Source organism: Segatella baroniae B14 (assembly GCF_022024235.1).
GTDB classification, from domain to species: domain Bacteria; phylum Bacteroidota; class Bacteroidia; order Bacteroidales; family Bacteroidaceae; genus Prevotella; species Prevotella bryantii.
In genome coordinates this window covers 810,772-823,521 of the sequence record NZ_CP091799.1, presented here as the reverse complement: position 1 = coordinate 823,521, position 12,750 = coordinate 810,772, and the positions used below count along the sequence as shown (strand labels likewise).

At 36.3% G+C, this 12,750-nt stretch carries 9 protein-coding genes; 3 read left to right on the top strand and 6 right to left on the bottom strand.

The window, feature by feature from the left end:
- Positions 1-266: 266 nt before the first annotated feature.
- Entirely contained in the window at positions 267-1,226 is a 960-nt protein-coding gene (locus L6469_RS03465) for a transporter (protein WP_039869443.1), read from the top strand.
- Positions 1,227-1,316: 90 nt separating this feature from the next.
- Here the strand turns inward: L6469_RS03465 and L6469_RS03460 are convergent, their stop codons facing one another.
- The 3 genes from L6469_RS03460 to L6469_RS03450 form a co-directional block, all read right to left on the bottom strand.
- Positions 1,317-2,549: a DUF4374 domain-containing protein gene (locus L6469_RS03460; protein WP_006281351.1), complete on the bottom strand. Its 1,233-nt coding sequence runs from the start codon at positions 2,547-2,549 to the stop codon at positions 1,317-1,319.
- 40 nt (positions 2,550-2,589) lie between these two features.
- Positions 2,590-4,812, bottom strand: coding sequence for a TonB-dependent receptor plug domain-containing protein (locus tag L6469_RS03455; RefSeq protein WP_143067154.1), 2,223 nt, complete (start codon positions 4,810-4,812; stop codon positions 2,590-2,592).
- A 198-nt stretch (positions 4,813-5,010) separates the two neighbouring features.
- Positions 5,011-6,693 carry a glycoside hydrolase family 9 protein gene (locus L6469_RS03450; protein ID WP_006281353.1) on the bottom strand — a complete coding sequence of 561 codons (1,683 nt, stop codon included), beginning with the start codon at positions 6,691-6,693 and terminating at the stop codon, positions 5,011-5,013.
- A gap of 429 nt (positions 6,694-7,122) precedes the next feature.
- Here L6469_RS03450 and L6469_RS03445 point away from each other — a divergent pair, with 429 nt between their 5' ends.
- Positions 7,123-8,460, top strand: a complete 1,338-nt coding sequence (locus tag L6469_RS03445; RefSeq protein ID WP_039869467.1) for an OmpP1/FadL family transporter — start codon at positions 7,123-7,125, stop codon at positions 8,458-8,460.
- A 160-nt stretch (positions 8,461-8,620) separates the two neighbouring features.
- Here the strand turns inward: L6469_RS03445 and L6469_RS03440 are convergent, their stop codons facing one another.
- From L6469_RS03440 to L6469_RS03430, 3 genes are read right to left on the bottom strand one after another with little or no spacing between them, the layout of a single operon-like run.
- The gene (locus tag L6469_RS03440) at positions 8,621-9,529 is read right to left on the bottom strand and encodes an AraC family transcriptional regulator (protein WP_006281355.1); all 909 of its coding nucleotides are present in this window, start codon (positions 9,527-9,529) and stop codon (positions 8,621-8,623) included.
- 38 nt (positions 9,530-9,567) lie between these two features.
- Positions 9,568-10,833 (bottom strand): DUF2264 domain-containing protein, encoded by a 1,266-nt coding sequence (locus tag L6469_RS03435; RefSeq protein WP_039869445.1) that lies wholly within the window; start codon positions 10,831-10,833, stop codon positions 9,568-9,570.
- A gap of 37 nt (positions 10,834-10,870) precedes the next feature.
- Positions 10,871-11,503 (bottom strand): hypothetical protein, encoded by a 633-nt coding sequence (locus L6469_RS03430; RefSeq protein ID WP_039869447.1) that lies wholly within the window; start codon positions 11,501-11,503, stop codon positions 10,871-10,873.
- Positions 11,504-11,785: 282 nt separating this feature from the next.
- On the opposite strand from L6469_RS03430, the gene L6469_RS03425 reads away from it, so the two are divergent.
- Complete coding sequence (locus L6469_RS03425; RefSeq protein ID WP_006281357.1) at positions 11,786-12,658, top strand: RNA polymerase sigma factor RpoD/SigA; 873 nt, start codon at positions 11,786-11,788, stop codon at positions 12,656-12,658.
- Positions 12,659-12,750 lie beyond the last annotated feature (92 nt).

Sequence of the window (12,750 nt, the reverse complement as noted above, 5' to 3'; positions counted from 1 at the left end):
TTTTTTACAGATACTTAATTGGGGATTGGATGGGATGGTTGGAAAGATGCTGAGCTATATACGTATCAGGCTATCGCATTTTAATTATTTTCATCTATGTTAGTTCTGATTCTGCCATAAGTAATTGATGTAGCTGATATCGATTTTGAAAAAATATGGGCAATGTTGAGTAATTTCATTATATAAAATGAAAGAAACATAAATAAGACCATACTTTTTACTAAAAAACTAGTAACTTTGCAATCATACAAAAAGATTGTAAATTCATGAATATTATCCAAATTTTCAAAAAGTGGTCCCTGCTATGCGCAATAGCTGTAGGTATGTCGATATATTGCCTATTCTACTATACTCCAATACTCGTCCCCGTAGGAGAGATTTGTGGCCCAGCATTGCAAGGACTTATGCCATGGATACTCTTCACTATTCTTTATGTTACATTCTGTAAAATTGAAGTGAAAGAAATGCGGCCTCGTACATGGCATTTTATTCTTCAGGGATTACGGACGTTAATTTCAGGTCTGTTGGTATTGATTATCATGTATACTAGTAATCCAGAAGCGAAATTAATATGGGAAGGATGCTTCTTGTGTGTCATTTGTCCGACAGCAGCAGCTGCCGCTGTTATTACAGAAAAACTAGGTGGAAATATTACATCTCTTACCATTTACACAATTATAGCCAACTGTGTAACCAGTATTATTATTCCACTCTTCTTTCCTTTAGTAGAGCCATCTGCCAACGTTCCTTTTCTTACTATGTCAAGCATGATTCTAAAGCGTGTATTCATAGTATTAATAGCTCCACTAGCCTTAGCCTTCCTCACTCGAAAGTTTGCAAATCCATTAGCTATTTGGGTACGTAAAACCAAGAATTTAGGCTATTATCTTTGGTGCTTCAATCTCACCATTGTCAGTGGTGTAACGATGCATAATATTCTCGCTTCTACCGTTTCTTGCTTCACGTTGTTAGCATTGCTGATTTCGCCACTATTCATCTCTGTAATTCAATTTGCAATAGGAAAGGCAGTAGGTAAGCCATATGGTGATAATATTACAGCAGGTCAAGCTTTAGGTCAGAAAAATACAGTAGTCGGTATATGGCTTACTATTACTTTTCTGAACCCACTTGCAGCCATAGCCGCAGGTGGCTATTTAGTTTGGCAAAATATCATTAATGCTTTGCAAATAAGGTACAAAGAGAAATATGGTTATTTAAAGTGGTAATTACACTTTAAGATAAAAATTTAGCCCTCGATATGTCTTTTACATACCGAGGGCTTTGTTTGCTGCATCTTTTGAAGCAATTTTATAAATTTAATCAAGTTTGAAGAGTCCTCCTACAAATGTTGCTGCTATTTTAGCACCTTTTACAGCCTGACCTGTTGTAATATCCGTACGATACACATAGAGTCCTTCTGATGTACCTATCGGAGCATAGACATAATTGCCTTCTTGGAAAGCAACGAATCGGCGACCACCACTACCATTGTGTATAGGTATTTCTACAATATCCTGTGAAGTCTTGTTTACAAGATCGATTATACAACACTTTAGATCGGCGTCACTCCATGCACTAGCATCCAGGCGTGTAGTTACTTCTGCATAAACCTTACCGTTACCTAAATAAAGCCAATGTGCAACTTTCTGTCCAGTTAATGCCTGATAATCAAAACTATAATTTGGATCAAATTTAGTTTCTCCAGAATTAATTTTTAAAAAGCCTGAGTTTTTAGTAGACTGTGAAAAGCCATTAGCTAGTGACGAATTAGACATCGCATAAATATCGCCATTTTCATCCTTTTGGAGTCCATTGAAAGCATTCCATGAGCCTATATTGCCAAAACGAGGGTCCTTAATAAGAGCCTTAAACTGACAATCAGGATAGCTATATACTGCTACGTAAGCTGTATCTACAGCTGGTGTTGCAAAGGTGGTAGTACTCATTGGAACATAACTTACATACAGATTACCACCTGCGTAAACCATGCCCGTTACAGAAGGCCATTCTTCTTCATCCATTGGCGCTACAGGTGTTGTTGTTATTTTATTTTTAAGAGCTAATGACTTAATATCAACGCTGTAAAAAGTTAGATTTTGATTTTTTCCTGCAGATGTAGGCAATTCAAGTGCTGCCATCGTATTATTATCAACCTGACAAAATCCAATCGGAGTATTATTGAATTGGAAATTACTTACTTCCTGAATGTATCCTTCTGTATCGCGTTGTATACCTACAGCCTCTGTTACACCTAAACCACCAATCGAAAAGATGGTTTGTTCTGCTTGTTGATAATCACGATAACCATTCTGCTCGAGACCTTTCCCGATAGCATCGATAGTACCATTCATCAAATCTGAAGTGGTTACTGCATAGTATGTAGTAGTGCCACTATTGGTGATACCAAGTGCCATAACATAAGGTTCATTAGCAACTTCTGTGCTGCCCATATCGTCATCGCAAGAAGCAAGAAACGTTAAACTTGCTAAGAGTGAAGATACTAAGACAATAGATTGTATTTTATTTTTGATAATTGTCTGAAAATTCATATTTATTTGTATTCTTTTAAATGTTAAATTGGCTATATAATTACATCTTAGAGAGGAATAGGCGGAATTTAATATTAAATGCACGACCTGGCTTCTGCAGGCGATAGTTATCATAGAGTTTCTCATCCGTAAGATTTGTGCACTCAAGAGATACACTATATTTACCCTCATTCATCAAATAGGTAAGCGATGCATTATGTGAGAACTGTGTAGGAATATATTTCTTACTTGTAGGACGTCCCAAGCCAGGAAAACTTAGATAATATTTATAGATATAATCACAATTATAGCCCAATGTCAAAGTATTACCTTTAGCTAGTATATTGTGAAAATTCCATGATGCATCACCATTCATAAAGAAATATGGTATATTAGGCATCCGCTGACCATAAGTTACATTCTCTGATACACCTGTATCTACATACGAATTGTCTACAGTCTCTGTCTTCTGTCTGTCCTTAATATCCTGATAAGTAAGATTAAAACCTACATTTAAATTATTGCGCCAACTATACTGTAAACTTGCTTCTAAACCATTAGTTATAGCTTTACCTATATTCTCATAAGAAGTAGTTGGATCACTAGTAAGACTTACACCTTTCAGAATGAAGTCTTTTGTATTGCGATAGATGTAGCTTACTTCAGTCATAAGGTGATGTTCATCAATCTGCTGATCAAAGCGTAAACCAATGTTCAGATTTCTAGAAATCTCCGGACGAAGATCAGGATTAGCTTTTTGAATAAATCCATCACCAAATATTTCAACTGCTTCAGGCATACGATAAGCTTGCTCGAAGCTAGCTTTCAACTGCAATGAAGGTAATATAAAATAGGTAGCAGCAGTTCCATAGCCGATCTTACTTTTGTTATTTTTCACTTGTTCATAATGCTCAGTTTCGAGGAACTGATCCATAAGTTTATGAGTAGATGTGTGTAAGAAATAAGCCTTTCCGAAAACATTGACATTCCATCGATCATATCGTAGTTGATAACCTAGCCCTGAAATATTCTTTGTGAGATACTGAGAGATATTATTCATTGCATAGTCAGGATATTCTTTATCATCTTGCTTATGTCGCATACTACTGAATACATGATTAAAAGTAATGCTCTGATGATCATCAATCACATAATTAAGATTAGCATTAACTTGCCACTGACGCTCATGGATTGTAGCGTTAGTTAGATATCCTTCACCACGACTATTGCTAGCAATTGATTCTCCACGCCAATTATAAGTTACAGCAGCTGTATCTACATTGTTAGTATTAACTATACTGTATGTTGTATAAAGAGACAGATCGAGACCTGGTATGAAGAGGTTAGTTTTATGATAGCGGATACTAGGAATGAAAGAAATACTCTTGGTTGTAGGTTTACCATATACAGCATCCATTGTAGCACCAGTCTGAATATTTTTATCATTTGCAGACAAGATGGCGCCAACAAGAAAATAATCCGCCCACGACTTACCTATTATACCCGACTCTACTTTTAAACCACCAGACTGATATTGATCATGGAAACGTTTTACCCATTCATCCCCTAATTGCTCACCTGTATTTAAGTCGACAATAGGAGCATATACTTTAAAATTATTCTTAGAGTAATTATAAAATGCATTCGTACGAATAGTAAATCCTGTGTTTGTGTTGGTATAAGCACCATTTAAACTTACTTTATGTGTACCAAATGAACCTATAGAATAAGTTGCATCAAGGTAATTTGCATTCTTTCGAGTTACAATATTCACAGCTCCTCCAAGTGCATCACCTCCTAAATAGACTGGTAATACTCCTTTGAATACCTCTATATGTTCTGCGATATTCGCAGATAAGTTGGCAAGATTAAAACTGCTACCGAAGTTATCCATAGGTATTCCATCAAGGAAAAATTTTACTTGATTGCCACTAAAACCATTCATAGAGAAAGTATAGTTACTTCCTACTCCTCCATCTTCTCGCACGCGAATACTACTTACTGTATTCAGAACTTTATCAAGAGGTTTAATTGTAGTATATTGTTTTGATAGATCTACTACAGATACTGCATAAGCTTGCTCTTGCAATTTCCTAGCTTTTGACTTAGCTATGACAACAACATTATCAAGATTCTGCTCAGAAAAATAGCCCTTACTACTATCTTTCGATGCAGTTATATCTTCACTATTTAGTTTAGTAGAAGGTGATACTGTCTTTGCTGCAACCATCTGCGATGACAGCATCATTAATCCAATCGTTAATACCTTATTATTTTTTACCATATACCTATTATTTATATCAATACTTCAACTTTTCAGTTCTTTATCGAAAGCGATGCAAAGATACCATGATGCTTAAGAATTCACAATACTAAGAAATAGGTAAAATATAGTATAATTTAAACAAAGATATTGTTATTTTAGATATTTCATCATAATAAGTAAGTATTCGTTGGTGATGTTGGCATACTAATGAATTGTCTACTCTAAACTTGCCAGCCATGAAGCAAGTGCTACTAAAGAAGCCTGCCAGTTAATTGCGATTTCATTAGAAGCATAAGACTCTGTAACATCGAGATATGATAATGCAGGTTCCTTACTTGGATAAAGAATGTTTATCTTATCCAAATCTTTTTTATCCTGTTGCCCTGGATTTGGTCCACCTACCAACAGGCCAGGAAATGGTTTTGCTATAGCATCTGCTGCCGATAAACGATGATGAGGATGCATGACAGGTTTGATGCCCATGGCTGTTACAAAGCAATAGCCTGTGGGATTATGACCTAAGATGTATTGCATATTTGCGCGAGCGATAGCTTTATAATCATTAGACTCCTTGCGCTGTTTACTGCGGCGTATTTTCAAAGATTTAATCCTACTACGTTTGCTCTGTTTTTGAGTTGAACGACGATGCCTACGATGAGGCAACGATGAAGCTGCTACAGATTTACTTTTGTCTATTGTTTGAACTTTATCCACTAATCGATGTTCCTGGCGTGACGATTTGCGGCTCTCGCGTTTATCAATATGATACTTATCTGCCATCAATAAAATATAACCTTGTGTGCACGCATTAGCAAGACTTCCCCAGTAGAAATCTTGAGGACGAGTACCGAAACTTGCTCCTATCGATGATTTCATTGATAAGCGCGCAAGATGTTTGGCAAAATGATGTAATCTGATGATAGCTTTATCGTGTAGTATACCATGTCCATGAACAATAGCCTCCAACGAACCTAAAGTAGCAACAGAAGCCCATGAAGGCACATTCATTTGAAATGGTTGATTACGAATAGCTTCAAAATAATAAGTATACTTATGCGTCATTAAAAAAAGTTCAATTGATGCCCAAAAGCATTCATCACTAGCATTATTGTCACCATAACTACCTGTAGTAATAGCAGGCTTAAATGTATTATTTATTTTGTTTTGGTCATAATAGGCATATGGATGTTTTTTAGCCCACTTATATGCTTTTTCAGCAGCAACTAAAGCCTGGGTAGAAAATTCCGGATAATCAAGATTTCCTTTAAAAATACGGGCTGCTTGCGCCATAATTGCGGCGAAGTCATATGTTGCAGTTACACTTTTTTGTACAACATAGCGCTGTTGTTTACATTCAGATGGCATAATAAACTCTTCAAAATGTGGAGTAGTCAATTTATGATATACTCCTCCATCTTCTGGATCTTGCATGGTAAGCATCCATTTCAGGCTAAACATAACTTCATCCAGTATATCTGCTGTTCTATTACTACTTTCTGGAATATTTGATCCATGCTGTTTAAAGTAATCGGGTATTTGCTCATACGCCAGAAGCATTAATCCACAGGAATAGGCACAGTTTACAACATACTTATTATAATCACCTGCATCATACCACCCTAAAGGCGAGGATATCACAGTACCAGCTGGTCTATCAAGGGATGCTGCCGAAGGATGAATAAGCACATGGGTATCTTTGTGACTTAGAGGTCTGGCGTATTCTCCAGCATACTGTGTTTCGATGGGTACACCCGAACGAATAAGATAAAAGGCCTTAAGGGATGCCTCGGCTATATCCTTGAATGTTGGTTGAGATACAGCTGTTTGCGATGAAGCTTGCAATGAATAACCAAAAAAGCAAACGATTCCAAATAAGATTGTTGCAAATAGTTTTTTCATGTTATCAATTAATGCTAGATTATATCTTTCCAAGATAAATGATGCGCTGATGATCTGAATGATCACCAAACCATGTTACAAAGTTAACAAAAAAACATATACTTCCAAATATATATGATATAAAAGCGTAAAAGCCAACTTAATTATACAAATCAATCACTGTTATTTTATTCTGCAAACCTACGTTATAAAACTTTTATTACTTCATTTTTATTCCATATAATCAAGAGTTTTTATCTATATTTCCACAAAGTTTTAGTATATGGGAAAACCATAGAAAAACGCTTTCATATTACATTTTTTTGTCCATGTCTTTTTATATTTTTGCAAACGTTTTTTATCTTAAATATTGAATCGTATACAGAAATACTACGTTTTAATAAGCAATAAATTTACCAATAAACAAAAATGAATGCATTACCAAAACAAGTGAAAAGATTGAAAGTGTGCGGAATGATCGCTATGATGGCGTGTTGTAGCGAAGCTATGGCTGGTGGATTAATGAGTAATACGAACTACCATATCGCGTTTGACCGAATGATGGCTCGTGGTGCTTCTTTTGAAGTCGATGCAGCCTATAGTAACCCTGCTGGCTTAGTATGGGGGCACGAAGGATGGCAACTCTCATTTAATTGGCAGATACCTACTCAGAATCGTGATATAGAGTCAACATTTCCACTTTATACAGAAGAAAACCAGACCAAAACTTTCCATGGTAAGGCTTCTGCTCCTTTTGTCCCTGGTCTTTTTGCTTCTTATCATAAGGATAATTGGGCTATCTCAGCTATGTTGGGTATCGTAGGTAGTGGTGGCTATGTACGTTATAATGAGGGCTTGCCGATGTTTATAGCTCCTCTTATGGCTGGGATCTACGCCAATTCTTCAGGCTCTATTACCCCTGAAATGTATGATATCGATGCACAAGTTAAGGGTAAACAGTATATATATGGAGCACAAGTAAGTTTTGCACATAAGATAGGCGATTATTTTTCTGCTTCTGTAGGTTTTCGTGTCAGCTATTATCAAGGATACTATCGTGGGCACGTCAAAGCTACACTTAAAGATGCCATTATTAAAGGACTTGCTTCTCAGGGAATTAACAGGACTGCAGAATTGATTAACTATCAGCTAGACTGCGACCAGAGTGGATGGGGAGTCAATCCAATATTAGGTGCTAATTATCATAATGGTCCACTCACATTGACAGCCAAGTATGAATTCCGTACCAAACTGAATATTCCTAACAGTACTTCCGTAAATAGTGATCCTGACGGCTTACTGTCTGCATTTAAAGATGGCAACAAGATTCGTTATGATATACCTGCACTACTAAGCATTGCTGCTGGGTATGAGTTTACTCCTAAACTTCGTGCCACACTCGAATATCATTGGTTTGACGATAAACATGCAAAGATGTCTAATAATCGCCAAGAGGCGCTAAAGAGAGGAACAAATGAGTTTTTGGCAGGTGTCGAGTATGATATTAATAAAACATGGACTGTAAGCGTTGGCGGACAACGTACAGACTATGGACTATCTGATGATTACCAAACTAATACATCGTTTGCATGTGATAGCTACTCAATTGGTGCAGGTGTAGCGGTCAACGTTAATGAACATGTACGCATCAATGCTGGATATTTTACAACTCTCTATAGTGATTATGAGAAGCAAGTAGATAATTATTACGATACTAAATTGTCGGGAACAGAAACTCTTAAACGCACGAATGGGGTTATTGGCTTTGGTATCGATTACAAATTTTAATTATTAAAGTGAGATCTCTTAAAAAAATACATATATTTAGCAATACATAAACATACCATACTGCATTTAAAAAGATCTCTCTAAGCTAAAGAGCAGCACACAGCTTCATTTTATACAGAACCTTCTGAAGCGAGTGCTGCTCATTTATTATTGTCGGAGCTTATCGCTTGTTCTCATTCCGTAATTCTCCAGGAGTTTTACCAAAGTATTTATGCACATAGTTTGCAAAGAAAGAAATATTAGCAAATCCCATTTTATTACAGATTTCTTTCATTGATAAGGTGGTATTACAGAGGTTAAAACGAATATCCTCTTTTGTATATTGCCTGATCCATTCAGTTGCAGTTCTATTACTATATTTACTACATAGCATCGATAAATATTTTGGAGTAATCGATAATTCTGCTGCATAGCGCGATACTGGACCATATTTGACAGAACTTGACGATAGTCGATCGATAAAACGATCAAAAAGTATCTTGCCATGTGAATGGTCAGCCTTGGTATCACTCAGATAATCATCCATAACACTACACATATCTAACAATAATCCTTTGATAATTGCTCGCATAGCCTCTACCCGATTTGTCCCCTTGGCATATTTTGCCTTAAATCGAATAAGCTCATAATAGCACAAATACTGTTGGCGAAAAGATTCTGTCAGCTGCATAATATGCATCTTCTGATCGTAAACAAAGAGATTCCATTGGCCTATTTTGCTGCCTAATAGAGAGTGAATGATATCTGACGATAAACAGATAGCTTTACCTTTAAAGTCATCACTCATATCATAGTCCTTAAGCGTAGAACCAGGAGGAGCAAGTACCACCTCACCCGCGTGTAAATGTTGACTTTGTCCATTAAAGTCAAAGCTACAATTACCCTGCGATACTAACACTACACAATATGCATTCAGATGAAGATTATGAAGATGCTTCTCCTTAACGATACTATCCACAAGAGCTATTTCGCCATCATGATACGATACAAACTTAAGTTCTTGACTTAACCGGGCCAAGTCAAGTTCGTATATTTTGTTAGAGATATTTAAGCTCTTATTGGTTTTCATTATTCACTGTTTAAAGAGAATCACCTTCATTCATCATTTTAATATCTATCTTTAGTCTTGATATCATCAGACCATCGATGATCCTTAGGGAAAGCCAGACCACCCCAAGCCTTAACTTGAGTCCAAGGCTGAGCAGCATCTGTCCAGAATGGAGCATCTGCAGGCAAACCTAACGGCATAAAGCTTAAACTTGTCATATACAGACTACCATTATTGGTATACCAGTCTGCTGTACCAGGTTGATTTCCACAGAATCCAATAGTAAGGAAGCCACCAGTATTATAATTATTCTGTTCATCAAACATGCGATGCATTACCTTAGAAAGAGCTGCACGAACTTGTCCATTACTTAAATCTTTTGGCAGAGTCTGATACCATGCCATGAGAGCTAATGGCTGCAAAGCAGCAAGACGATATGGTGTAGAACGACCGATAACAGGAAAGGTACCTTCTGGCGAAATGAATCGCTCAAGGATAATAGAAAACTTCTGTGCCCGTTTCAGTTCGCGTTCCCAATATTTCTTATAATCTATGCGATTATGAGCCTTAGCTTCATCCATAGCTTTTAAAGTTTCAAGATACATCGGATGGAATACATAGCTACTATAGTAATCGAAAGCAAAGTCTGGTCCATCTGCATACCAGCCATCTCCCACGTACCACTCCTCCACTTTTCTCACAGCAGAGTTAACACGATATGTGTCATAGGGTGCACCAACTTTAGCAAGAAAACTTTCGATGGTTGAAGAGAATAACACCCAGTTTGTATATGGTGGATCTATAGCTCTTACACCTAAGAAATTGTTGATATATCTTTTCTTGGTCTGTTCATCAAGCGGAGTCCAAAACGTATCAAAACCTCTGAGGAAACTTTCAGCGATGTATGCTGCATCTACCATAAGTTGTCCCTCACCTTTCCATAATAGACAGTCTGGCGAATTAGGATCAACTGCGTTTTTATAGCTTTCTAAAGCCCACTCTCTCAGCTGTTTCCGTTGTTTGCTTTCAAGCGTGTTATCATCTGGCAAACTCAACCAAGGTGTAATACCTGCCATCAAACGTCCAAAACATTCCATATAGGCCACCTTTTTATTTCGTCCATCCCATGTAGGTGAAACTTCGAGTTGCATATTCTTTTGCAATTCACCTTTTGCCATGTTTTCAAGTACAGGCTTGGCCATCTTATAGGCTTGACTGCACCAATACTCACGATCGGTAGTATGTTTGTTACTTCTTTTTGCTAGCATGCTAAAAGGAACAAACATCAACAAAAGTAACACTAAAACTGATACGTTTTTTTTCATTGTGTAATTAGGTTTAGATATTATAGTTTATATAGAATTATCGTTTATCCTCATAAGTATACCCTGGATAATCAGATTTTTTAAAGAGAAAAATACTGTTATCATGAATATTTGGATGAAAATGACTAATATGTATAGTCGCCCAAATAAATGCCACTTTAACCTTGACCGACATCGGGTAAAGAGTCTTTTTATCAAGCAACACTTTGGCATGCTTTATAGAACTAGAAGCTCCTTTTTTAAGGTTGAGTGAGATTAAAAGCCCCCCCTTAGCATCAGCAATGCTATAATCGTAATCATGCTCATTAAAAGTAAACTTACTAGCATATTTACTTTTTTTATTAGCATTATATATCTCTATGACTTTGCGCTTAAGATCTACCTTATAATAGTTTACACCATCTCGATAACCTACATATTTGGGCTCTATATATTTTTGCATTTTACCTTTCGTCCAAATCGTGCCATTAGCCTTATAGAGACCTGCAATATTCAACTTATAAGACAACGAGCAACCTTGCGGATTTGTAAACTGATGATACGTCTGAAAAAAGAGTTTTTTAGCCTGACGCTCATTAGGAGTTTCCTGGCAAAAACTAGTTAACGTAAAACACAAAAATAATAGAGACAGAACTGTTCTATCCCAAAAGGTTATTTTCAATCGATTCATGAATGCAAAATTACGAATAATTGTCGAATAACCAAAAATCAATAAACAAAATTAAATTCACAAAGATGAAGTAATAACAATAAAAGCGCGATAGTAAGGGTTTGAAATATGGATTATCATGTATTTTAGCTCTTAAAATGTTATTTTTTACTAAAAATTTATTTATTATATATTAATGTATAATTTAAATTAATATCTTTGTACGTTTTTCATAATGAAAAGAAGGTTAGACGTTTGAATTTAGGTAAAAAAGATAGATTTAGGAGGTAATTTTAGTTTGGTATGAGGCAATTAAAGATACAAAAAAGCATTACTAATCGTTCAAGTGAAAGTCTGGATAAATATCTCGGCGAAATTAGTCGTGCACCAATGATTAGTATTGAAGAAGAAATCGATTTAGCACAACAGATTAAACGTGGTGGTCGCGAAGGTGAACGTGCAAAATCAAAATTGGTTACAGCAAATTTGCGATTTGTAGTATCTGTAGCTAAACAGTATCAGCATCAAGGACTTACACTTACTGACCTAATCGATGAAGGTAATATTGGCTTGATTAAAGCTGCAGAAAAATTTGATGAAACACGAGGATTCAAATTTATTTCTTACGCAGTATGGTGGATTCGCCAAGCTATCTTACAAGCTATTGCCGAGCAGAGCCGCATTGTTCGTCTTCCACTTAATCAGGTTGGTTCTTTAAGCAAGGTTAATCAAGAAATTAATAAGTTTGAGCAAAAGTATCAGCGAGTACCAACTATTCAAGAGTTATCACAGCGCACTGATATCGATGAAGAAAAGATAGCACAAAGCATGATGGCTAGTGGCAAACATGTAAGTATTGATGCACCTTTCCAGGAAGGTGAAGATAACTCCATGGTGGATATTATGGCCAGTGGCGAAGACAGTCGTACAGACAAAGAGGTTGACCATGAGAGTATGTCATATGATTTAAATCAGGTGCTCGAAACAGTGCTCAATGAGCGTGAGATTACTATTATTCGCGATTGTTTTGGTATTGGCTGCCCTGAAAAAGGACTTGAAGAAATTGGTGATTTGCTTGGTCTCACTCGTGAACGTGTAAGACAGATTCGTGAAAAGAGCATTACTAAATTGCGTGAATCAGGCAAGATTGGTGTATTGATGAAATATTTAGGTTAAACGATATAATTAATAGTCAAGATTGAAAAAGTAATACGCAATATTTAGCTTGTTAAAAGATATAAATTTGAAAATCCGTGGTTTTCGTTTGG

What these genes read in the sequence shown, in the direction of transcription:
- L6469_RS03465 (WP_039869443.1), top strand. Translation starts at nt 267, where the DNA reads ATGAATATTATCCAAATTTTCAAAAAGTGGTCCCTGCTATGCGCAATA.
- L6469_RS03460 (WP_006281351.1), bottom strand. Translation starts at nt 2,549, where the DNA reads ATGAATTTTCAGACAATTATCAAAAATAAAATACAATCTATTGTCTTA.
- L6469_RS03455 (WP_143067154.1), bottom strand. Translation starts at nt 4,812, where the DNA reads ATGGTAAAAAATAATAAGGTATTAACGATTGGATTAATGATGCTGTCA.
- L6469_RS03450 (WP_006281353.1), bottom strand. Translation starts at nt 6,693, where the DNA reads ATGAAAAAACTATTTGCAACAATCTTATTTGGAATCGTTTGCTTTTTT.
- L6469_RS03440 (WP_006281355.1), bottom strand. Translation starts at nt 9,529, where the DNA reads ATGAAAACCAATAAGAGCTTAAATATCTCTAACAAAATATACGAACTT.
- L6469_RS03435 (WP_039869445.1), bottom strand. Translation starts at nt 10,833, where the DNA reads ATGAAAAAAAACGTATCAGTTTTAGTGTTACTTTTGTTGATGTTTGTT.
- L6469_RS03430 (WP_039869447.1), bottom strand. Translation starts at nt 11,503, where the DNA reads ATGAATCGATTGAAAATAACCTTTTGGGATAGAACAGTTCTGTCTCTA.
- L6469_RS03425 (WP_006281357.1), top strand. Translation starts at nt 11,786, where the DNA reads ATGAGGCAATTAAAGATACAAAAAAGCATTACTAATCGTTCAAGTGAA.